The sequence below is a fragment of the Corynebacterium suedekumii genome, assembly GCF_030252185.1.
GTDB classification, from domain to species: domain Bacteria; phylum Actinomycetota; class Actinomycetes; order Mycobacteriales; family Mycobacteriaceae; genus Corynebacterium; species Corynebacterium suedekumii.
The window spans coordinates 2,804,774-2,826,323 of sequence record NZ_CP126970.1 but is presented as its reverse complement, the minus strand read 5'-3'; the positions used below and the strand labels follow the sequence as shown (position 1 = coordinate 2,826,323).

The following is a 21,550-nucleotide window of genomic DNA, read 5'->3' as shown; positions in this document are numbered from 1 at the left end:
TTCAGCCCAGCAGGCGCCTGACCGCGTCGAGCGGGATGTCCACCCAGTCCGGGCGGTTGTCCGTCTCGTAGACCACCTCGTAGAGAGCCTTGTCCAGCACGTACGCGTCGAGGAGAGCAGAGCGCTCCACCCCGTAACCGTCCAGGAACGCGTCGGTGGCCTCCGCCACCCACGCCGCCGGATCCTCCGGCCCCTGCCCGCCGCTGCGGGCGGGGAAGTGGGCGGCGTAGTCGATGGAGCGGATGACCCCGGCGACGTCGCGAAGCGCCGAATCGGGCCGGCGGCGTTCCGCCAACGGCCGGGCCGGCTCACCCTCGAAGTCGATGAGCACGTACTCGTCGCCGGTGCGCAGCACCTGACCCAGATGAAGATCGCCGTGGATGCGCTGCACCTCGTGCTGACCCTCCCCGAGACCGCGGTAGGTCCCGCGGACGGCGTCGGCGTACTCCGCCAGCGCCGGGGCGCGGGTGAGCAGATGATCCAGGTGCTCCTCCAACGACCGGGCCAGGTCAGCGACGTCGACCGTCTCCGTCGGCAGGGCATCGGCCAGGGCACTGTGCACGTTGCGGGTGGCCTCACCGAGCAGGGAGGCCTCCGCCCCGAAACTCGCCCCCAGGGAGGCGAAGCCGAGGGCGTAGCGCCAGCCGTCGTCGGCGTCGGGCACGAAATCCTGGACCATCGCCAGGGTGTACTCCTCACCGTCGATCGTCTCGGTCACCCAGCCACGGACCGGGGCGACGTTCGGACAGTCGTCGATCTGCGAGAGCAGCTCCACGTCCGGGTTCTGGCCCGCCTCCAGGCGGCGGAACACCTTGACCATCGCCTGCTCACCGAAGATGAGCGAGGTGTTCGACTGCTCGCCCTGGATCGCCGTGCCGCCACCGTCGAGACCCTCCGCGGAACCGTGGAGGGTGCCGAAGCCCGCCGGCGTCCCCGCCGTCAGGGCCGCCCCGTAGGGGCGGATGACGGCGGGGTGGTGCAGGACGTCGTTGTCGGCGGCGTCGACAAGCACCTGGTAGAGATCACTCCTGCCGCCGTGGTGCACCCGCAGGATGAGCAGGCGGACACCGTCGACCTCCGCCTCCCGGACGACATCGACCGCGTCGATCGGCTCGGACTTGGCGCCGTAGAACCGCGACCGCGCCAGCATGTCGGCGAGGGCGTTCATCAGTCCTCCTCGGACAGGTCGAACCAGAAGAAACCGTGCGGCGGCAGCGTGACCACCCACGGGTACTTCTTGATCTGCGGGAACAGCTCACCACCCGAGAGCTCACGCGGAGTCGTGCCCGCGTACTCCGACAGATCCAACGACACCGCCTGCGGACGGTCCGACAGGTTGTTCACGCAGAGGATCCGCTCGCCCTTGTACTCCCGGATGAAGGTGAGCACCGCCTCGTTCGGGCAGTTGATCTCCCGGTAGGAACCCCGGCCGAACGCGTGGTACTGCTTGCGGATGTGCACCTGCGCCCGCGTCCAGTGCAGCAGCGAATTATCGCGCTTCATCTGATTCTCCACGTTGACCGTCGCGTAACCGTACTGGTCATTCTGGATCGCCGGCAGGTACAGCCGCTCCGGATCCGCCTTGGAGAACCCGCCGTTGCGGTCACTCGACCACTGCATCGGCGTGCGCACACCGTCCCGGTCCGCCAGCCAGATGTTGTCACCCATGCCGATCTCGTCGCCGTAGTACAGCACCGGCGAACCCGGCAACGACAACAGCAGCGCGGTGAACAGCTCCAGCTTGTTGCGGTCACCGTTGAGCAGCGGCGTGAGACGACGGCGGATACCCACGTTCGCCTTCATCCGCGGATCCTTGGCGAAGTGCTTGTACATGTACGCCCGCTCATCATCCGTCACCATCTCGAGCGTCAGCTCATCATGGTTCCGCAGGAAGATGCCCCACTGCGCCGTCTTCGGGATCGCCGGGGTGTCCGCCAGGATCTCTGAGATGGGCACCCGCGACTGCTGGTGCACACCCATGAAGATCCGCGGCATCACCGGGAAATGGAAGGCCATGTGGCACTCGTCGCCGATCTCCGGCTCACCGAAGTACTCCACGACATCCTCCGGCAGCTGGTTGGCCTCCGCCAGCAGCACCCGGCCCGGGTACTCGTCATCCACGACACCACGGACCTGCTTGAGGAACTCATGGGTCTCCGGAAGGTTCTCGCAGTTCGTGCCCTCCCGCTCATACAGGTAGGGGACCGCGTCCAGGCGGAAACCGTCCAGGCCCAGATCCAGCCAGAAACGCATGACATCGAGCATGGCGGCCCGCACCGGCGGATGGTCGTAGTTCAGGTCAGGCTGGTTGGAGAAGAACCGGTGCCAGAAGTACTGCTTACGCACCGGATCGAACGTCCAGTTCGACTCCTCCGTGTCGATGAAGATGATCCGGGCCTCCTCGTACTCCGTCGGATCATCCGACCACACGTAGAAATCCCCGTACGGGCCCTCCGGATCACGCCGCGACTCCTGGAACCACGCATGCTGATCCGACGTGTGGTTCATCACCAGATCCGTGATGACACGGATGCCACGCTTGTGCGCGTGGTCGATGAGCTCGACGAAATCCTCCACTGTGCCGAACTCCGGCAGGATCTTCCGGAAATCCCGGATGTCATACCCGCCGTCCTTGAGCGGCGAATCATAGAACGGCGGCAGCCAGATGCAGTCGATGCCCAGCCACTGCAGGTAGTCCAGCTTCTCCGTCACGCCCTTGAGCGAGCCCGAGCCGGTGCCCTCCGGATCGTAGAACGCGCGGACCAGCACCTCGTAGAACACCGCGTCCTTGTACCACTCATGATCCGGGCGTTCCCACGGATTGTCACCCGGGGCCGGGGCAGGCGTCTCGTAGGCCTGGGCCTCCGTCTCCACGATGTAGCCCTCGGCATCCGTCTCCGGACGGGTACCCGCCGGCTCCGTCTCGGTGTCCGCCAGAGGTCCGGTGGCCAGGCCGGGATGGGAGGCCTCGGTGGCGTCGGAGGGGGCGTGGAATCCGGGATCGTCGGAATCGGTGTCCATCGGGGTCTTCGTGGTGTCGTCGGTCATGGATTCCAGAGTAAAGAACCCACCCGGGCCGTGCAGCGGGCGGGGCGGGCTTACCGCTGAAGGTCAGCGAACGCCGCCGCCAGGCGCCCCACGGCCTCCTCGAGGATCTCCCGGGATGTGGCGAAGTTCAGGCGCGCATGATGCAGCCCGCCCTCACCGAAGTGCAGGCCGTCATTGAACGCCACCTTCGCATGCTCCCGCACCCAGATCGCCGGCCGCTCCAGGTGGCCGATCACCGTATCCGAGAAATCCAGCCACATGAGATACGTCGCCTCCGGGCGGGACACCTTCAGACCCGGGACACGCTTCGGCAGCTCAGCGGCCAGCCAGTCCCGGTTCTCCCGCAGGTAGGCGATCTGCTCGTCGAGGTAGGCGACACCCTCCCGGTAGCACGCGATGGCCGCGAAGATACCCAGCGTGGAGGTGCCGTCCTTGGCCACCCCCGTCATGCCGTGCCAGGTGTCCAGATCCGTCGGGTTGGTGAAGATCATCTGCGCACACTTCAGGCCGGCGATATTCCACGCCTTTGAGGTCGCCGTGATGGTGATGCACACCTTCGCGGCCGTCTCATTCAGCCCCGCTGCGGCGACATGCGTGCCGTCGAAGACCATGGGCGCGTGGATCTCGTCGACGAGCACCCGGGCGTCATACCTGTCCGCCAGCGCACACAGATCGGTGAGGAACTCCGCGTCGAAGGTGTAGCCCAACGGATTGTTCGGCGACGCCAGCAGGATCGACCCCGCCCCGTCCGCGAACGCCGCCTCAATCTCGGCCAGGTCCAGGCCGCCGTAGGCGTCGACGCCCACGCGCATCCGGCCCGCGGTTTCCGGCACCTCGAGGAACGGCGGGTACGACGGCACCGGCACGATGACACTCGACTCCGGCTTCGTCATGTACTGCACCGCCAGCAGCAGGCCCCGGACCACATCGGGCACGTGGACGATCATCGACGGATCCGGGCGCCAGCCGTAGCGGTCCGCGTAGAAGTCACTGACCGCGTCCGGCAGATCCGAGGTCGCCGGCGTGTAACCGAAGGACTCGTGCGCCACGGCATCATGAATCGCCTGCTTCACCGGCGGGCACGTGGGGAAGTCACTCTCGGCGATCCACAGCGGCAGAATGTCCTCGCCGTAGACGGTCCACTTGCGGGTCTGGCGGGCTCTGAGTTCATCGAGGGTGGGAAACAGCATGCCCACCACGTTAGTGCCGGGCTCGGTCACCGGGGGCAACAGATCCGTTCATCTGTAGGTGGCCGAAGTTGTGCACGCCCGGCAGTGAAACTACCCGGCGAGGGTGCGCGGGTGTGGGACGAGGTGGTACAGGCCCGCGCATCTGTGAACCGGCGATCCGAGCCACCTGCGGAAATTCACCGGCCTTGCAGACAGATGCGCGGATCAGTGCCGCGCGTCCTCCGACAGCCCCTCCGAAACGTCCTCCGAATCCTCGGATTCAGCGGCATCGGCCCCATCGGCCCCGTCGGCGACGAAGCCGTACTTCTTCAGGCGGGCGCGGTCTGCGGCGGAGGAGGAGGCGGTGAGCTGGAGGAGTTCGGCGTAGATGCCGCCGGAGGCGGCGAGCTGGTCGGGGGAACCGATCTCGTCGACGTGGCCCTCCCGCAGGGTGACGATGGTGTCGACGCCCGCGATCGTCGACAAGCGGTGCGCGATGATGAGGGTGGTGCGGTCCTTCATCAGCTCGTCGAGGCCCGCCTGGACGGCGCGTTCGGACTTGGTGTCCAGGGCGGAGGTGGCCTCGTCGAGGACGAGGACGGGGGCGTCCTTGAGCATGGCGCGGGCGACGGCGACGCGCTGTTTCTGGCCGCCGGACAGGCGCAGGCCGCGTTCGCCGATGACGGTGTCGTAGCCGTCGGGGAAGCGGGAGATGAAGTCGTGGGCGTTGGCGCGGCGGGCGACGTCGATGATCTGCTCGTCGGTGGCGCCGGGGCGGCCGTAGGCGATGTTCTCGCGGATGGTGCCGGAGAACAGGGCGGCCTCCTGGAAGACGACGCCGACGCTGGCGCGCAGCTGTTCGGCGGTGAGGTCGGCGACGTCGTGGCCGCAGACGCTCATCCGGCCCGACGACAGCGGGTACAGGCCGAGCAGCAGGTTGACCAGGGTGGACTTGCCGCCGCCGGACTCGCCGACCAGCGCGATCTTCTCGCCTTCGCGGGCGGTGATGCTCACGTTGCTGATGACGTCCTCGCCGGGTTCGTAGGCGAAGGTGACGTCGTCGAACTCGATGACGGGCCGGCCCTCCACCGGCGCCAGCGGCGCGATGGGGGTGAGGTCGAGGACGGGGACGCCGGAGGCTTCGGTGGCGGCGACGAGTTCGGCGTTGGCGGTGGGCTCGAACTCCTCCTCGAGGACCTTGAAATAGTCCTTGGAGCCGGCCATCGCGCGCTGGGCGGCGTCGACGATCCAGCTCATCATGAACACCGGCTGCTTGGCCATGGTGACCAGCTGGATGAGCATGACCATGTCGCCGAGGGTGAAGCGGCCGTTCAGGGTCTGGAAGAACAGGACCAGGTAGATGCCGAAGAAGATGACGTTGAGGGCGGCGCCGCGGAGGGTGTCCATCTGGTGCCACCAGCTGGACTGGGGGCGGGTGATCTCCACGGTCTTGCCGTACCGGCGCCCGAAGTCGTCGAGCTCGCGGACCTCCGCGACGAAGGACTTGACCACCTTGACCTGGCCGATGACCTCGGAGAACCGGCCGTTGGCGATGTCGATCTGCTCGTTCTTCTCACCCTCGAGCTTCTGCCAGCGCTTGGAGGTGAGGGTGGTCAGGTACATGTAGATCGGGAACAGTGACGCCAGCAGCAGCGTGAGCGGCCAGTAGTACCAGGCCGTGATGGCCAGGACCGCCGCCACCTGGATGAGCATGGGCAAAAAGTTGTTGGAGAACGACTGGAGGAACTGGGTGATCGACGTGATCGAGCGGTCCAGCCGGGCGATGACGGTGCCGGTGACCTGGCCGTCGAAGTAGCGCTGCGGCAGCGCCAGCAGCTTGGCGTAGTAGCGGGTGGACAGGATCTGCCGCATCCGCATCGCCATGACGTCGCCGATGTAGCCGCCGAGGTTGGTCATCGCGGTGTTCGCCAGGTCCGCGACCAGCAGGCCGATCGCCAGGAACAGCAGCGTCCGGGTGACCTGCTCGGCGGTGGTCTCCCCGCTGAGCGTGCCCACGATCGTGTCGGTGGCCTCCCGGAAGATGAACGGGGACACCAGCGCCAGTGCCGCGGCCGCGGTGGACACGAGAACGACACCCAGATAGTAGGGCCACAGCGCCGACGCACTGCGGATGATTCGGGCGAGGGAATTCACGTCCGGCACTCTCCAATTCCGATACCACCGCCCGGCGGCTCTCCGGGCGGCTCAACAGAGAGGGGATTATGCCACGTTGCGCGGGGCAGGGCACCACGCGGCGTCGCTGCCTGGTTAGACTGTGTTGACATCGGCACAAGCCGACAGAGCAGCACAGCAGCAGTACAGAAAGGCATCACCGTGACCATCTCCCGTCCTGCCCTCGGCGCCGTCGGCATCGTCGCTGCCTCCGCTCTGCTGCTCACCGCCTGTGGTGGCGACGGGGACGGCACCGCCCCGACGCCCACGGAGTCCCTCGAGGTCACCACCTCCGAGACCCCGGTCGTCGAGCCGCAGGACAGCGAACCGGTCGAGGCGGAGTCGCTGCGCGGCGCCACCGTGGATCCGGGTCTCAACGTCGAGATGACGTACCAGGGAGTGGCCAGCGGTACCTACGGCGGCAGTGTCGTCACCGTCAAGGTCCGCAACCTCAACGACGAGCCCCTGCCTGCGGACGCCATCGGCCAGGCGGTGCTGCGCTACAACTCCGGCGGCGGCTCCATGACGGATGCTGAGCCCGTCAGCCCCGACAACACCGACGTCGTCGTCGGCCTCGACCTGCCCCTCGGCTCGCAGGCGACCGTCAATCTCCAGTACCCCTTCGCCGTGTCCCCGGGCAATCTCTGGGACGCGGAACTCAAGGTCGGCAACGTGGTCTGGGACGGGAATCTGAATTTCTAGACTTCCCGGGAACCGATCGCGGTTTTCCGGAGTCTAAGGGTGGTGAGCACTGTCTGTGCTCCGGGCACTTCTCTGCGCCCGCCCGACTCACCTGAGGGGACCGCCACCCATGCCCGCCCGCCGACTTCTCATCGCCGTGTGCGCTCTTGCGCTCACCGCCTGCACCCCGCTTATCGACGACCCCTCGTCCCCCTCCACCGCCGCACCCGCGGCGTCCGAGACATCAGGGAACGAATCGACGACCGCGGACGCGCAGGCACCCACCTTCGAACTGGGGGAGTTCGACCCGGAAGGTGACTTCGAGCTCTTCGACCCGTGCACGGAGATCCCGGCGGAGGTTCTCACGGAGGCGGGGTTCGGGAAACAAATTGGGGAGATGGATTATGAGTTACCAATGTCGGTGATGTGTTCTTTCACTTCAACGGATGCAGCACAGTTGCGTGGATTATTCACTCTCACCGGAGATCGAAACCCACAGAGCAAGCTGATAGAACGTGGCTACATGATCGACGGATCGCCTGCATCTTCTGTGCCCGGTGCCTATTTACATCATTTGGGGGATGATTTCCCAGGGTCGTGCAGCGCAGCGATGCATACCACTCGGGGGCGCCTGATCGTGAAGTACGGGGAAATTTCAACTGAGAGAAGCAGTGAAGAAATCTGTTCGATCGCACTACATCAACTCGAAGCACTTAAAGAAAATCTGGGGGATTGAAATGGAAATGTTCATCGACCATGAATCGATTCTTGGGGGAGTTGACCGGCTGGTAGAAGTCGGTCATCGAGCTAATGCTGCTGCCGGAAAAGCCGTCCAATCGACATTGAACGGCAGCTTTTCGGGAGTTTCGGGACTGGATCAACTCGGTGGTGGTCATGGTGTCGTGATCAACGGCGGAGTGGGTTCCGCTGCGACAATTCTGTCTTCCTACGCGGAGCAAGTGAATTGGCTTTCTTCGGCCCTTTCCGCCAGCTACGAGGCCCTCACGGGTCAGAATGCGTTTGTTGCTCGCGGCATGGACATCGCTGATGAGGGTGGATCCGTCGGAAATGATTCGGTGGCGTTTCCGCCGAGGCCGGCGCCGCGGTTCGAGAACTTCAGCTTCATGCCGCCGATGGTGTTGCCGGCCATGTCGATTGACATGCTGTCGGCGGAGTTCTCGTCGACGAAGATTCAGGAGTCGGTGGCTGCGGCCAGGACGTGGAAGCAGTTGTCGGCGCAGGTGACGGGCATCGCGGAGAGTCTTCACGCGGTGGCGGCTGATCTCGGTGGTCGGAACAGTGGTGTGGTGATTGAGGCGGCTATCGACAAGATTGCCGAGGTCGGTCGAGCGGGGGAGACGTTCGCGGCGAATGCCTCGACGATGAGTACGTCGGTGGAGCAGCTGGCGGCGATCAAGTCGCAGGGCGCGGTGCGGGTGAACTCGACGAAGATGGCGCTGGCGGCGATCGTGGATCCGGTTCAGCGGTTGGCGGCGGAGCAGGCGTTCCTGCAGACATTTCCGTTGGAGTTCACTCCGTTCGTGGCCACGGGTGTTCCGCCGATCCGCAATCTCATGGTGATGGATCCGACCGGTGACGGCGGTGGGGCCGTGGCGCTGGGGATGACGGATGTGGAGGGCAAGGGTTCGAAGCATGATGCCACCGGACTCCGGGCTCCCGGTGCGGCGATGGAGGCTGTCTCTGCGGCGCAGCAGGCCGTAGGGGCGGGAAGTTTCGGAACCGTGCAGGACGGGGTGGGTCAGCTGCAGTCCGTCGGTAACGGCGGGATGCTCCAGGCCGGTCAGGTGGGAACGGCCGCGGCGAACAGCGGCACGGGCCTGGCGACGAGCCCGACGGCGATCTCTCCGATGGGTGCCAACGGGGCGGCCTCGGCACTCGGCGGTCTGGGGCAGGGTGGCGCCGGGTTCGGTGCTCCGGTCGCCGGGGGACTGCCCGGTCGGGGTGTGGCGGCGTCCGGTCTCAACGCGGCGGGGCTTACCGGCACCCGACCGGGGCTGGGGTCGCTGGCCGGCGCGGGAACGTCCCCGACGGGTACCGGGTCGGTGCCGGCGATGGGACCGATCGGTGCGGCCGGCTCAGGAGCTGGAGCGATGGCCGGCGGACCGGGGCGTCCCGGTGGCGGTGTGCGCGGGCCCGGAGCCATCGGTGGTCTGGGTTCGGGCGGTGCACCGATCGGCGGTGCGGGTGCGGCTCAGGCGGGGAACGGGGGCGTCGCAACGCGGATGGGAACACCGGGGGTTGCCCCTACAGCTGCGGCAGGTGCGGGACAGGCGCGTGGGACCGGTGGGCAGATGCGGGGCATGCCGCTGATGGGTGCGCCGATGGCCGGGGCGCAGCAGGCGAAGGCGTCGAAGGTGAAGACCGTGACGTCCGCGGTGGAGGAGGACGACAACGTGGCGGCGCTGCTCGGGGAGCGCGCTGCGGTGGTGCCCGGCGTGATCGGGGCGTGGGCCCGCGGATAGGCGGCCACCACAACCTGGGTAGGGTGTGGGCATGACTGACGACGTTGAACTGGTGGTCCTCGCCGACGAGAACGGCCGGCCTGCCGGGACCGCGCCGAAGGCCACCGTCCACACCGAGAACACGCCGCTGCACTTCGCGTTCTCCTGTTTTCTGCTGGACGCGCAGGGTCGGCTGCTGATGACACGGCGCGCGCTGGGCAAGAAGACCTGGCCCGGCGTGTGGACCAACAGCTTCTGTGGCCATCCCGGCCCCGGTGAGGAGCTGCCGGACGCGATCCGGCGCCGCAGCGTCCAGGAGCTGGGGCTGCCGGCCGGCGCGGTCGTGGACATCGAACCGGCGGTGCCGGACTTCCGGTACCGGGCGGTCGATTCCAGCGGCATCGTCGAATGGGAGATCTGCCCCGTCTACGTCGCCCGGCTGGCCGAGGGCGCGGAGCCGGACCCGGTGCCGGCGGAGATCGATTCGCTGGCCTGGGTCGACCCCGCCGACGTCATCGCCGCCGTGGAGGCGACCCCGTTCGCCTTCAGCCAGTGGCTGGCCGAGGAACTACGCCACGAGAGCCTGCGTTCCAAGCTGCTGGGGTAGCGGATGGCCGAGGAGTACTGGGACACCTTCGACGAGGCTCGCCAGCCCACCGGCCGAACGGTGCAGCGCGGGGCGGACCTGGCGGCGGGTGATCTCCATGTGGTCATCCACGTCTGCCTGTTCAATGCGGACGGTGAGATGCTCATCCAGCGGCGGGCCGATGACAAGCGCGGCTGGCCCGGGATGTGGGACTTCTCCACGGGTGGCAGCGTCACCCGCGGCGAGAGCAGCTGGCAGGGCGCGGAGCGGGAGGTGTTCGAGGAGCTCGGTGTCCGCCTCGACCTGTCCGGCGTCCGGCCCAGCTTCACCTTCAACTTTCACCGCGGTTTCGATGATTTCTATCTGATCGATCACGAGGTGGACATCAGTGATCTGGCGATCCCCAACGCCGAGGTCGCGGAGGCCAGATGGGCGGGCCGGGACGAGGTCCTCGAGCTGCTGGGCGCCGGGTTGTTCATCCCGTACCGGCGCAGTGCCATCGAGTTCGTCTTCGATTTCCGCGGACAATACGACATCTTCGACCGGGACGCGTTGACCCCGGAGATGCTGCCCTGACTGCGGTTACGGTGCCGCCGACCCGAACGCCTCGCGCACCATCTTCAACGGGTCGTTGACCAGGGTGGTCTCGCCCGAGTCGAGGTTGATGCGCAGCGCCGTGCGCTCGCCGTCCGCGTCGAACTCGGGCCACGGCAGCTCCTCGCCGCGGGCGAAGGTGAGCAGCAGGTCGTGGGAGGGGCCGGGTTCGAGTCCGAATACGGTGGGGATGTCGGCGCAGTGGAGGGCGGGGCCGTGGTCGCGGACGAACTCGCTCATCCATACGCGCCCCGGTGCCTCCTCGGCGGTCTGGGAGACCCAGCGGCGGTTCTGGGCGTCGCCGATGAGGCGCCCGCCGATGCGGCGGGGGTCGATCTCGCGGGCGGCGGCGAGCCAGGTGTCGAAGGATCCGGTCATGCCCATCCGCTTGGCCAACCCTCGGGCGAGTCGTTCCCGGAGGCGGGAGGAGTCGGCCTTCCGGCCGGCGGGTATGTGGTAGAACTCCTCGCGGGTGGAGGTGACCCAGAGGGGGATGTCGGCGAGTTCGCGGCCGTCGAGAGGCGTGGGGCCCAGGGCCATGTCCATGGCGTACCAGGTGCGGAAACGGTTGTATCCGCGGTCCAACGCCCGCGCCGGCATCCGGGAGAGGGCGGCGCGGGTGACAGGCTTACCCAGCGCCATGCGCAGTGTGCCCTTGCGGTCGGCGAAGGAGGCGCGGGGGAAGCAGGGGGACATGGCCATGACGCGGCGGAAGCCACCGCGGTAGTGGTCGCGGCGGGTGAGCCACAGGGCGGTGGTGGCGCCGGCGGACTGGCCGACGAGGGTGACGTTGGTGGGGTCGCCGCCGAAGGACTCGATGTTGCGCTGGACCCATTCGAGCCCGAGCTGGCAGTCGTCGATGCCGCGGTAGTGGTGGGGTTCGTCGTCGTGGAAGCGGGCGAGGCCGGCGAGTTTCACGCGGTAGCCGATGTGGACGGTGATGACGCCGGCGTGTGCGTTGGGGGTGCCCTCGGCGCGGCGGTCGCCGTGGGTGCCGTACTCGTAGCGGCCGCCGTGGATGTAGACGATCACCGGCAGGTCGGCGAGTTCGCGGGCGCCGGCGGGGGTGACCACGGTGAGGGCGATGGAGCCGGGGCGGTAGGCGCGGGCGTCGATAAGATCCTGGGGAGGCAGGCGCTCGGCGTCGAGGAAGTCGCCGGGGATGTCGGAGTAGGGGATGGAGTGGAAGTGGGTCACGTCCCCGTCGGTGACGCCGACGATGGTGCCGGCCGGGCAGCTCACGCGCACGTCAGTCATGGGGTTCAACCTACCAAGGTGGCGCGGGGCTACCATCGGGAACCATGAATCCGTTGCTCTCCCCGTCCGACCTGCCGTACCAGCTGCCCGCGTTCGCCTCCATCACGCTCGGCGACGCCGTCGAGGCCTTCGACGTCGCCTTAGCCGAGCAGGAGCGGGAGATCGCCGCGATCCTCGACGCCGGCGAGCCGACCTGGGAGAACACGGTCGAGGCGCTGGAGTCCTCGGGCCGGACCCTGGAGCGTGCCGCCGCGTGGCTGTTCAACCTGCAGGGCACCGACGCCACCGATGAGATGGACGCGGTCGCCGCCGACATCGTCCCCCGCCTGTCCGCGCATTCCGATGCGATCTACCAGAATGAGGCCCTCTACCAGCGGCTTATCAGCGTCCCCGTGCCCGACGACGCCGAATCTCACCGCCTGCACGACCTGCTGCTGCGGCGCTTCACGCGCTGCGGCGCGAACCTCGACGCCGCCGGCAAGCAGCGCCTGGCCGAGATCAACCAGCGCCTGAGCTCCCTGTCGGAGGAGTTCGGCCGCGCCCTGCTCGCGGACACGAAGAAGCTGGCCGTCCGCGTCGACGATGCCGAGCAGCTCGCCGGCCTGTCCGCCTCCCGCATCGAGTCCGCCCGCGCCGCCGCCGACGGTGACGGCTACCTCATCCCCGTCGAGCTGCCCACCGTGCAGTCGCTGCAGTCGGTGCTGAAAGATCCCGCCACCCGTGCCGCCCTCTACGAGGCGTCCCAGGCCCGCGGGACCGAATCCACCGTCGGCAACCTCGTCGAGCAGGTGCGCCTGCGGGCCGAGCGCGCCCGCCTGCTGGGCTTTGACACCCACGCCGACTACGTCATCGCCGAGGAGACCGCCGGTACCGCCCAAGCGGCCCGCGACCTGCTCTTCGACCTCGCCCCGGCCGCCGCCGCCAACGCCGAGGCCGAGCGCAAACTCTCCTCCGAGCTCGCCGGGGAACCGGTCTCGGGGGCGGACTGGCCCTACTGGCAGGGCAAGGTCCTCGAACGGGACTACTCGCTCGACGAGGAGGAGCTGTCGAAATACTTCCCACTGCGCCAGGTGCTCGTCGACGGCGTCTTCCACGCCGCCCACCGCCTCTACGGCATCACCGTCACCGCGCGCACCGACCTGCAGGGCTACGCCGACGGTGTCGACGTCTGGGAGATCACCGACGCCGACGGCGAGGGCCTCGGTCTGCTGCTCACCGACTACGTGGCCCGGCCCACCAAGCGTGGCGGGGCGTGGATGAGCTCCTTCGTCGACCAGTCCGAGCTGCTGGGCACGAAACCGGTGGTGGTCAACGTCATGTCCATCACCCACCCGGCCGACGGCTCCGACCCGCTGCTGAGCATCGACGAGGTGACCACCCTCTTCCACGAGTTCGGCCACGCCCTCCACGGCCTGCTGTCGAAGGTCCGCTACCCGACGCTCTCGGGCACGAACGTCCCCCGCGACTGGGTCGAGTTCCCCTCCCAGATCAACGAGAACTGGGCCTTCGACCCCGAGGTCGCCCGCAACTACGCCCGCCACGTCGACACCGGCGAGATCATCGACGATGCGCTGCTCACCGCCGTGCAGGAATCCCGCCAGTTCGGGCAGGGCTTTGCGACGTCCGAGTACCTCGCCGCCGCCATCATCGACCTGGCCTGGCACTCCCTCACGCCCGAACAGGCCGCGCAGGTGGGGGAGGACGCCGACGCCGTCCGCGCCTTCGAGGACGCCGCCCTCGCCGAGGCCGGCCTGACCGTCGACGAACCCGCCCCCCGCTACCGCTCCACCTACTTCAACCACATCTTCGGCGGCGGCTACTCCGCCGGCTACTACTCCTACCTGTGGGCCGAGGCCCTCGACGCCGACGGCTTCGACTGGTTCACCGAACAGCCGGACGTCCGCGCCGCCGGCGAGAAGTTCCGCGACCTCATCCTCTCCCGCGGCGCCTCCCTCGACTACGGCGACGCCTTCCGCGAGCTGCGCGGCCGCGACAAGGACGTCGCGCCGCTGCTGCGCCGCCGCGGGCTCGCCGGAGTGGAGCACTCATGATCGAGTTCCTCGTCTCCGCCCCGCTGTGGCTGCAGATCCCCCTGGTGGTCGCCCTGGCGGTGCCCGTCGCCGCCGTCGGCGCCATCGGTCTGCTGTGGGCCATCGACCGCGGTACCTGGGCCGCCGTCGGGGCGTGGGAGTCCGTCACGGGTGCCGACGAGTAGACTCACCCGCATGGCTAATCCGGAGGAGCTCCGCAAACAGGACCAGAAACTGCCCAAGGCCAGGCGCAAGTACCCGCAGTCGCGGGTGACTCAGTCGCTGTGGATCCTGCTGGCCGTCGTCGTCATCGCCTGGCTCATCAGCATGTTCTAATCCCGGCCGGGGCGCTGACCGGCCTTGGCCACCTCGTGGAACAGCGTGTTGTCGGCGAGGTCCTCGATGAGGACGGGGCGTCCCTGCCCGTCGCTGAGGGGGATGCACCAGTTGGGGTAGAGGTCACGGGTGGTGCCGGGCTGGTTCTGGGCGCGGCGGTCGCCGACCATGTCCACCAGGGCGGTGCAGCTCAGCGCCGAGGGGGTGCCGGCGACGAAGCGGTGCAGGCCGGTGATGAGCTCGTTGATCGGGCCACGCTCGTCGCGCTTCTTCCCCGCGAACTCGGTCTCCGCCAGGTCGGTGCCGTCGAAGCAGCCGGTCTCGCGGACACGGTCGAGGACCTCGGCCTGCCAGGTGAGGTCCTCGGCGTCCTCGTCGGCGGCGGGGCGGGTGAACAGGCCCAGCTGGTCACGCAGGGTGATGTGCTCACCGGCGAGGTAGCCGGCGGTGGGCGGCAGGTCATGGGTGGTCACCGAACTCAGCGCCAGGGGGCGGTACTCGCCCTGGTGGCGGGGGCCCTCGCCGGAGGGGGAGCCCTCGAACCACACGATGGAGGTGCCCATGACACCCTTGGCGGCGAGGACGTCCTGGACCCAGGACTCGAAGGTGCCCAGGTCCTCGCCGATGACCACGGCGCCGGCGCGCTCGGCCTCGAGGGCGAGGATGCCGACCATCGCCTCGTGGTCGTAGTTGACATAGGTGCCGGTGGTGGGGGACTGCATCCGGGGGATCCAGAAGAGACGGAACAGGCCGAGGATGTGGTCGACGCGGATGCCGCCGGAGTGGCGCAGGACGGTGGACAGCAGGTTGCGCCACGGCCGGTAGCCGGCCTCGGCGAGGGCACGCGGGTGCCACGGCGGCTGGGACCAGTCCTGGCCGAGCTGGTTGTAGCCGTCCGGCGGGGCGCCGACGGAGGCGTCGGGTGCCAGCCAGGGGGCGAGGTTGTGGGCGTCGGCGCCACCGGGGTGCACGCCGACGGCGAGGTCGGCCATGATGCCGATCGTCATGCCGGCGGCCTTCGCGCGGGCCTGGGCGGCGGCGAGCTGCTCGTCGCAGAGGAACTGCAGCCACATGTAGAAGTTGATGAGCTCGTCCATGCGCGGCGGGATGGCGTGTGCCCGGTCGGAGTGGAGGGCCTCGTACTCGCGCTGGGCGCACCAGGTGGCGAAGTCGACCAGGCCCTGGCCCTCCCGCTCGATGAAGGCGCGGAACGCGGTCTCGCGCTCCGGCGTGCGCGGCAGGTGGTGCAGCTCGTGGAGGACGTCGAGCTTGGCCTGGAAGACGGGGTTGCGCTCGATGATGTCGCCGGAGCGGTTGAGGTCGCGGAGCTCGGAGGCGAGCTCGTCGACGTCCGCACGCGTGTCGGCGTCCATGAGGTCGAGCTCGGGGACGTCCTCGATGCGCAGGTAGATGGGGTTGATGAACCGGCGGGTGGTGGGCAGGTAGGGCGAGTCCTCGACGGGCGGGAACGGCTCACCGGCGTGCATGGGGTTGACCAGGAGGTAGTCGGCGCCGGCCTCGGTGGCCAGGACCTCCGCGAGATGCCCCATGTCGTGGAAGTCGCCGATGCCCCAGGAGTTCTCGGAACGCACGGAGTACATCTGCGCCATGACGCCGGTGGCGGGGGCGGTGACGTAGGTGTCGGTGGTGGACAGGCGGGCGGGGGTGATGATCAGCGCGCACTCGTGGTGGTCGTCGCGCGAGTCGAGGGTGATGGTGTGCCAGCCCAGCGGCAGATCATCCGGCAGCCGGAAGGTGGCCTCGCCCCAGGCGATGCCGTCGCGGTGGTACGGCGGGGTCCAGTTCTCCTCCTGGTGGACCTCGCGGATGGTGCCGTCCTCGAGGATGATCGCCACGTCGGCGGGGGCGCCGTCATGGACGTGGACGTTGAAGGTGCGGGCGTCGCCGGCGACGGCGACGATGCTCGGCGGCAGCGGGCGGGTGGCCTCGGTGTCGCGGTGTGCGGACAGTGCGGAGTGCAGGTCGTGCTCGGAGGGGGCGTCGATAAGCGGGACGCCGAGGGCCCGCAACGTCTTGAGCAGCGTGTCCTCGGAGACGATGACCTGCTCTCCGTCGCTGTCGGTGTACTGCGTGGCCACGCCGTGGGCGTCGCTCAGTTCTCTCAACACGTCCTGGTAAGTCACACCTGCACATCCTGCCATCCCGGAGGTCATTTCGCTGAAAGTGCATGCATGTGGGGGCCTGTTTCACGTCATGTCCCGCAGCGTGGCGGGGGTGTCGGCGGGTACCGTGGTGAGTCAGCAATCACGTTTCATCAGGAGAGGACCCGCACGTGCAGGAGTACAGCACCCCGGCCGAATTCGAGATCGCCCCCGGCGAAAGCTGCCTGACGGCGATGCTCGACACCGTCAAGGCCCGCCCGCACGGGGTGATGTTCACCCGACCGGCGAACTTCGAGTGGGTCAACGTCACCGGCGCCGAGTTCGTCGAGGAGGTCTTCGAGGTGGCCAAGGGCCTCATCGCCTCCGGCGTGGAGCAGGGCGACCGAGTGGCGCTGATCTCGGCGACGCGTTACGAGTGGTCGCTCATGGACTTCGCCATCTGGGCCGCGGGCGCGGTGTCGGTGCCGGTGTACCCGTCGTCGTCGCTGTCGCAGATGCAGTGGATCATCGAGGACTCCGGTGCGGTGCTGGCCGTCACCGAGACCCGCGACCACTCCGAACTCATCAGCCACCTCGTCCTGCGTGAGGACGGCACCCCCGGTCTGCAGGGCTCGCCCTCGCAGCTGCGGCGGGTGCTGGAGATCAACTCCTCGGCGATCGACACCCTCAAGTTCGAGGGCCGCGCCGTCGACACCGCCGAGGTGGAGGGCCGCATCCAGGCCACCTCCACGGATGACCTGGCCTCGCTGGTCTACACCTCCGGCACCACCGGCCGGCCGAAGGGCTGCCGCCTGACCCACCGCAACTGGCTCTCCGAGATCCGCGCGCTGCTCACCCACCCCATCGGTGGCATCGCCGTGCCGGGCACCCGGGTGCTCACCTTTCTGCCGCTGGCCCACGTCCTCGCCCGCGCCGTGTCCCTGGCCGTGGTCATCGGCGGCGCCACCCAGAACCACTGGTCCGACTTCTCCACCCTCTCGGTCGAGTTCGCCCGCTCCCGCCCGAACCTCATCCTCGGTGTGCCGCGCGTGTTCGAGAAGGTCCGCAACTCGGCGGCCGCCAACGCCGCCGACGGTGGCCCGCTCAAGGCCGCCATCTTCGCCAACGCCGAGAAGACCGCCATCGAGTACTCCCGCGCACTGGACACCCCCGAGGGCCCGTCGCGGGCGCTGCTGGCACGCCGTCGCGTCTTCGACAAGCTCGTCTACTCCAAGATCCGCGCCGCCATCGGCGACTCGGTGAAGTACTGCATCACCGGCGGCTCCGCCATGAGCCATGACCTGCTCCACTTCTTCCGCGGCATGGGCGTGACCATCTACGAGGGCTACGGGCTCACCGAGACCGCGGCCGCCGCGGCCGTCGACTTCGAGGACCAGATGATCGGCACCGTCGGCCGCCCCGTCGGCGGCACCACCATCCGCATCAACGACGAGGGTGAGATCCTGGTCAAGGGCGACATCGTCTTCGAGGGCTACTGGAACAACGACGAGGCCACCGCCGACTCGATGCACGACGGCTGGTACAACACCGGCGACCTCGGCGAACTGCTGGAGACCGGCCACCTGGTCATCACCGGCCGCAAGAAGGACCTCATCGTCACCGCCGGCGGCAAGAACGTCTCGCCCGGCCCGATGGAGGACTCCCTGCGCGCCCACCCGCTCATCTCCCAGGCCATGGTCGTCGGCGACGGCAAGCCCTTCATCGGCCTGCTGGTCACCCTCGACGAGGAGGCCATGAAGCGCTGGAAACTCAACCACAACATCCCCGAGGGCCGCTCCATCAGTGACCTGGCCACCAACCCGGGGCTGCGCGCCGAGATCCAGGACGCGGTGAACACGGTCAACAGCACCGTCTCCAGCGCGGAGGGCATCAAGAAGTTCTACATCCTCGACCGCGACCTCACCGAGGAGGAGAACGAGCTCACCCCGACGCTCAAGGTCAAGCGCAACGTCGTCGCCCAGCGCTACTCCGACGCGATCGACCACCTGTACCAGCGCTGACGCCCGTGCCCTCCGGCCCGGGTGCGACGGGGGTACTCATGGACAGAAGAAAAGTGGCTCGGCGCGTCGCCCGCGCCACATCCGTGGGGTGGCTTAAAGTCAGCAGCGGTCAACAAACTCTCAACCTGAGCTTTAATCGTCGATGAAAGGGGCAGCCGATGCAGAAGATCGCCGCCGAGCTGCGCCACCGCGAGCTCACGCAGGAGATCTACAACATCGGTGACGAGGTCGCCGACTACATCGAGCACCTCACCGAGGCCGTCCGCGACTGGGACGCCGAGCTCGTCGAGGACTGCCTCGCCGAATTCTCCGAGATCCTCGCCGACGCCCGCCGCGACTCCCGCACCGTCATCGGCGAACTCCTCGGCCTGCGCCAGGCACTGACCTCCGGCGTCCGCGCCGGCGTCCTCTCCGCCTCCGGCTCCGCCGACACACGCCTGCCGGAGCCTGCGCTTCTCGACGCCCCCACCCTCACCACCGCACACCCCATCGCCGGGCCGCCGCTCATCGTCTCCGACCTCTCCTCGGCCCTCGACGCCCGCACCGCCTCCGTCGCGGCCTGGCTCGACGAGACTGTCGAGTGGGTCCTCGCGCAGACCGACCTCGTCGCCCGCAACCTCGACGCCGTCAGCCTGCCGCACCTCTACGCCCGCGCCGGTGCCTCCGTGGTCACCGCGGTCAACGCCTGGCTCGAGTGCGTCGCCGGCGACCACCCCGCCTACACCCGCACCATGCGGGGCGCGAACCCCCGGCGTTCCTCGCGGAGCGCGCGCGTATCGACGCCGTCGTCGCCCGCGTCGCAGCCAAACGTGCCCGCCGCGGCGCCGCCAGCTAGCCTGGACCGAATGTTCGGCCTCTACCTCCACGTTCCCTTCTGCGCCACCCGCTGCGGCTACTGCGACTTCAACACCTACACCCCCGGTGAACTCGACATGGCGCCCGTCGCCTACCTCGATTCCCTGGCGCGCGAACTGTCGATGACCGGCGTGGACCGGGAAGTGGACACCATCTTCATCGGCGGCGGCACCCCCTCCCTCCTGGGGGCCGACGGCCTCGGCCGCATCCTCACCATGGTCCGGGACAACTTCGACCTGGCCCCGGACGCCGAGATCACCACCGAATCCAACCCCGAATCCACCTCACCCGCCTACTTCGACGGGCTTCTCGACGCCGGCTTCACCCGCGTCTCCCTCGGCATGCAGTCCGCTTCCCCGGACGTCCTCAAGGTCCTCGACCGCACCCACACCCCCGGCCGCGCGGTCGCCGCCGCCCGCGAGGCCCGCGACGCCGGCTTCGAGCACGTCAACCTCGACATGATCTACGGCACCCCCACCGAAACCGACGACGACGTCATCGCCACGCTCGACGCCGTCCTCTCCGCGGGTGTCGACCACGTCTCCGCCTACTCCCTCATCGTCGAGGACGGCACCGCCATGGCCCGCAAGGTCCGCCGCGGCGAACTGCCCGCCCCCGACGAGGACGTCTACGCTCGCCGCTACGAGATGATCGCTGACCGCCTCGAGGGCGCCGGTTTCTCCTGGTACGAGGTCTCCAACTGGGCCAGGCCCGGCGGCGAGTGCCGGCACAACGAGATCTACTGGCGCGACGGCGACTGGTGGGGCGCCGGCCCCGGTGCCCACTCCCACCTGGGCAACCGCCGCTTCCACAACGTCAAGCACCCCGCCCGCTACGCCGCGATGCTCGCCGCCGGCGACCTCCCCATCGCCGGCGAGGAACTGTTGAGTGCCGCCGACCGCCACACCGAGGCCCTCATGCTCGGCCTCCGGCTTCGCGACGGCGTCCCCCTGTCCTGGATCGAGCCCGCCGGCCACGAGGTCGTCGACACCTTCGTCGACCGCGGCCTCCTGCACAAGATCGACGACCGAGTGGCCCTCACCGACGCCGGCCGCCTGCTCGCCGACGGCATCATCACCGACATCCTCGTCGCCGAGGAGCGGTAGCGTCTTTTCACCTGGCACGAACGTCGTGGAATCAGAGGATTCCGTGAGTTGGTGCCACCCCAACAGACCTCGTGTCTTTTCACATGGCAGCAATGCGCTGGAAACGTGCTTTTTTGGTCCTTCCTGCCACCCGAAGGAACCATCGGCTCTTTCCGGGAGTCCAACATGGGTATGACGACGCAACCACTGCCCACCGGACCCAGCATTCTCACCACGATCCAGCTCCATGAGTTTGGTTATCCCACCAGGAAGATCCGTCAGCTGGTGACGCAGGGTCGCCTCCACCGGATCGACCGCGGCGTGTACTGCACGACACCACCCTCCGCCGCCATGGTGATCCAGGCACTCCGGATCACCAGGCCGCATCTGGTGTTCACGGTTCGGACGGCCTATCAGATCATCAACCGGAAGCCGCTGACTTTGCCGGTGCAGGCGTTGGCGGAACGACCGAAGTCCAGGATGTCGACGAAGTGGGCCGTGATCAGGCAGGTCACCGACGCGCCGCATATCCGAGTGACGGGGCACCGGGTGGCGTTGCCGGTGTTGGCGGTCGTGGATCTGTACCGGCAGCGGCGGATGGAGGCGATCGATCTGATTGAGGGGTATTACGCCCGCCGGGAGGGCAAGGCGCTGATGCGGGATCATCTGGACCGGGTGGGGCGGTTGCCGCGGGAGGCGCGGGCGTTCATCGAGTCGCGGGCGTACGGGTCGGACAGTCTGACGGAGCGTCGCATCTTCGCGCCGCTGAAGCGGCGGCTCCCGGGCCTGGAGCAGAACGTCTTCCTGGAGGGTTACTGGTGGGACGGGGTGTATGACCGGGAGATGGTGATCGTGGAGATTGACGGGCGGGAGTATCACGAGGCGGAGCAGCGGGGTGCGTTCGTCAAGGACCGGTGGAAGCGGAATCGGGTGGTCAGGGCGGGGTACATCGTGCTCACGTACACGGCGCAGTGTGTGGACGAGCATGCCGACATGATCGTGGAGCAGGTGGAGGATACGGTGCGGTGGCGTCGACAGGCGGAGAATCGGGCGGCGCGGCGGGCGACCCCGTTGAGCTGGGAACACCTGGGGGTGTGGGACTGGCACGTGCTGTGGCGGGAGGTGAGGGGTTACACTCCTTAGTTAGCAATC

At 68.1% G+C, this 21,550-nt stretch carries 17 protein-coding genes and 1 pseudogene; 12 read left to right on the top strand and 6 right to left on the bottom strand.

Annotated elements, in window-relative coordinates:
* Position 1 precedes the first annotated feature (1 nt).
* From QP029_RS14060 to QP029_RS14045, 4 genes are all read right to left on the bottom strand, one after another.
* The gene (locus QP029_RS14060; protein WP_284874859.1) at positions 2 to 1,168 is read right to left on the bottom strand and encodes a phosphotransferase; all 1,167 of its coding nucleotides are present in this window, start codon (positions 1,166 to 1,168) and stop codon (positions 2 to 4) included.
* Complete coding sequence (treS, locus tag QP029_RS14055; RefSeq protein ID WP_284874858.1) at positions 1,168 to 3,048, bottom strand: maltose alpha-D-glucosyltransferase; 1,881 nt, start codon at positions 3,046 to 3,048, stop codon at positions 1,168 to 1,170. Before treS ends, QP029_RS14060 begins: the two co-directional genes overlap by 1 nt.
* 50 nt (positions 3,049 to 3,098) lie before the next feature.
* A complete protein-coding gene (locus tag QP029_RS14050) occupies positions 3,099 to 4,238 on the bottom strand; it encodes a MalY/PatB family protein (RefSeq protein ID WP_284874857.1) in 1,140 nt (379 codons plus the stop codon).
* Between the two features lie 204 nt (positions 4,239 to 4,442).
* The gene (locus QP029_RS14045; RefSeq protein WP_284874856.1) at positions 4,443 to 6,371 is read right to left on the bottom strand and encodes an ABC transporter ATP-binding protein; all 1,929 of its coding nucleotides are present in this window, start codon (positions 6,369 to 6,371) and stop codon (positions 4,443 to 4,445) included.
* A 180-nt stretch (positions 6,372 to 6,551) separates the two neighbouring features.
* Here QP029_RS14045 and QP029_RS14040 point away from each other — a divergent pair, with 180 nt between their 5' ends.
* The 5 genes from QP029_RS14040 to QP029_RS14020 all read left to right on the top strand — a co-directional run bounded on the left by QP029_RS14040 (position 6,552) and on the right by QP029_RS14020 (position 10,694).
* Entirely contained in the window at positions 6,552 to 7,091 is a 540-nt protein-coding gene (locus QP029_RS14040) for a hypothetical protein (RefSeq protein ID WP_284874855.1), read from the top strand.
* A gap of 109 nt (positions 7,092 to 7,200) precedes the next feature.
* Positions 7,201 to 7,806, top strand: coding sequence for a DUF3558 domain-containing protein (locus tag QP029_RS14035; RefSeq protein ID WP_284874854.1), 606 nt, complete (start codon positions 7,201 to 7,203; stop codon positions 7,804 to 7,806).
* Positions 7,742 to 9,553 carry a hypothetical protein gene (locus QP029_RS14030; protein ID WP_284874853.1) on the top strand — a complete coding sequence of 604 codons (1,812 nt, stop codon included), beginning with the start codon at positions 7,742 to 7,744 and terminating at the stop codon, positions 9,551 to 9,553. The genes QP029_RS14035 and QP029_RS14030 overlap by 65 nt, the downstream gene beginning before the upstream one ends.
* 31 nt (positions 9,554 to 9,584) lie before the next feature.
* Complete coding sequence (idi, locus tag QP029_RS14025; RefSeq protein WP_284874852.1) at positions 9,585 to 10,139, top strand: isopentenyl-diphosphate Delta-isomerase; 555 nt, start codon at positions 9,585 to 9,587, stop codon at positions 10,137 to 10,139.
* Between the two features lie 3 nt (positions 10,140 to 10,142).
* Positions 10,143 to 10,694 (top strand): NUDIX hydrolase, encoded by a 552-nt coding sequence (locus tag QP029_RS14020; protein WP_284874851.1) that lies wholly within the window; start codon positions 10,143 to 10,145, stop codon positions 10,692 to 10,694.
* A gap of 6 nt (positions 10,695 to 10,700) precedes the next feature.
* On the opposite strand, the gene QP029_RS14015 is transcribed toward QP029_RS14020, so the two are convergent.
* Entirely contained in the window at positions 10,701 to 11,969 is a 1,269-nt protein-coding gene (locus tag QP029_RS14015) for a carboxylesterase family protein (RefSeq protein WP_284874850.1), read from the bottom strand.
* Positions 11,970 to 12,013: 44 nt separating this feature from the next.
* Here QP029_RS14015 and QP029_RS14010 point away from each other — a divergent pair, with 44 nt between their 5' ends.
* The 3 genes from QP029_RS14010 to QP029_RS14000 are packed head-to-tail and all read left to right on the top strand — an operon-like array spanning position 12,014 to position 14,335.
* The gene (locus QP029_RS14010; RefSeq protein ID WP_284874849.1) at positions 12,014 to 14,020 is read left to right on the top strand and encodes a M3 family metallopeptidase; all 2,007 of its coding nucleotides are present in this window, start codon (positions 12,014 to 12,016) and stop codon (positions 14,018 to 14,020) included.
* Positions 14,017 to 14,184, top strand: a complete 168-nt coding sequence (locus tag QP029_RS14005) for a hypothetical protein (protein ID WP_284874848.1) — start codon at positions 14,017 to 14,019, stop codon at positions 14,182 to 14,184. Before QP029_RS14010 ends, QP029_RS14005 begins: the two co-directional genes overlap by 4 nt.
* Positions 14,185 to 14,194: 10 nt before the next feature.
* Entirely contained in the window at positions 14,195 to 14,335 is a 141-nt protein-coding gene (locus QP029_RS14000) for a hypothetical protein (protein ID WP_284874847.1), read from the top strand.
* Here the strand turns inward: QP029_RS14000 and malQ are convergent.
* Positions 14,332 to 16,479 carry a 4-alpha-glucanotransferase gene (gene malQ / locus QP029_RS13995; RefSeq protein ID WP_284874846.1) on the bottom strand — a complete coding sequence of 716 codons (2,148 nt, stop codon included), beginning with the start codon at positions 16,477 to 16,479 and terminating at the stop codon, positions 14,332 to 14,334. The genes QP029_RS14000 and malQ overlap by 4 nt on opposite strands.
* Positions 16,480 to 16,628: 149 nt before the next feature.
* Between malQ and QP029_RS13990 the strand changes: the two genes are divergently transcribed.
* The 4 genes and pseudogenes from QP029_RS13990 to QP029_RS13975 all read left to right on the top strand — a co-directional run bounded on the left by QP029_RS13990 (position 16,629) and on the right by QP029_RS13975 (position 21,541).
* Positions 16,629 to 18,458: an AMP-dependent synthetase/ligase gene (locus tag QP029_RS13990; RefSeq protein WP_284874845.1), complete on the top strand. Its 1,830-nt coding sequence runs from the start codon at positions 16,629 to 16,631 to the stop codon at positions 18,456 to 18,458.
* A 158-nt stretch (positions 18,459 to 18,616) separates the two neighbouring features.
* Positions 18,617 to 19,293 (top strand): annotated as a pseudogene (locus QP029_RS14325) (hypothetical protein).
* Between the two features lie 10 nt (positions 19,294 to 19,303).
* Positions 19,304 to 20,419 (top strand): radical SAM family heme chaperone HemW, encoded by a 1,116-nt coding sequence (gene hemW, locus QP029_RS13980; RefSeq protein ID WP_284874844.1) that lies wholly within the window; start codon positions 19,304 to 19,306, stop codon positions 20,417 to 20,419.
* A gap of 171 nt (positions 20,420 to 20,590) precedes the next feature.
* Positions 20,591 to 21,541 (top strand): type IV toxin-antitoxin system AbiEi family antitoxin domain-containing protein, encoded by a 951-nt coding sequence (locus QP029_RS13975; RefSeq protein ID WP_284874843.1) that lies wholly within the window; start codon positions 20,591 to 20,593, stop codon positions 21,539 to 21,541.
* Positions 21,542 to 21,550: the final 9 nt, after the last annotated feature.

What these genes read in the sequence shown, in the direction of transcription:
- QP029_RS14060 (WP_284874859.1), bottom strand. Translation starts at nt 1,168, where the DNA reads ATGAACGCCCTCGCCGACATGCTGGCGCGGTCGCGGTTCTACGGCGCC.
- treS (WP_284874858.1), bottom strand. Translation starts at nt 3,048, where the DNA reads ATGACCGACGACACCACGAAGACCCCGATGGACACCGATTCCGACGAT.
- QP029_RS14050 (WP_284874857.1), bottom strand. Translation starts at nt 4,238, where the DNA reads ATGCTGTTTCCCACCCTCGATGAACTCAGAGCCCGCCAGACCCGCAAG.
- QP029_RS14035 (WP_284874854.1), top strand. Translation starts at nt 7,201, where the DNA reads ATGCCCGCCCGCCGACTTCTCATCGCCGTGTGCGCTCTTGCGCTCACC.
- idi (WP_284874852.1), top strand. Translation starts at nt 9,585, where the DNA reads ATGACTGACGACGTTGAACTGGTGGTCCTCGCCGACGAGAACGGCCGG.
- QP029_RS14020 (WP_284874851.1), top strand. Translation starts at nt 10,143, where the DNA reads ATGGCCGAGGAGTACTGGGACACCTTCGACGAGGCTCGCCAGCCCACC.
- QP029_RS14015 (WP_284874850.1), bottom strand. Translation starts at nt 11,969, where the DNA reads ATGACTGACGTGCGCGTGAGCTGCCCGGCCGGCACCATCGTCGGCGTC.
- QP029_RS14010 (WP_284874849.1), top strand. Translation starts at nt 12,014, where the DNA reads ATGAATCCGTTGCTCTCCCCGTCCGACCTGCCGTACCAGCTGCCCGCG.
- QP029_RS14005 (WP_284874848.1), top strand. Translation starts at nt 14,017, where the DNA reads ATGATCGAGTTCCTCGTCTCCGCCCCGCTGTGGCTGCAGATCCCCCTG.
- QP029_RS14000 (WP_284874847.1), top strand. Translation starts at nt 14,195, where the DNA reads ATGGCTAATCCGGAGGAGCTCCGCAAACAGGACCAGAAACTGCCCAAG.
- hemW (WP_284874844.1), top strand. Translation starts at nt 19,304, where the DNA reads ATGTTCGGCCTCTACCTCCACGTTCCCTTCTGCGCCACCCGCTGCGGC.
- QP029_RS13975 (WP_284874843.1), top strand. Translation starts at nt 20,591, where the DNA reads ATGACGACGCAACCACTGCCCACCGGACCCAGCATTCTCACCACGATC.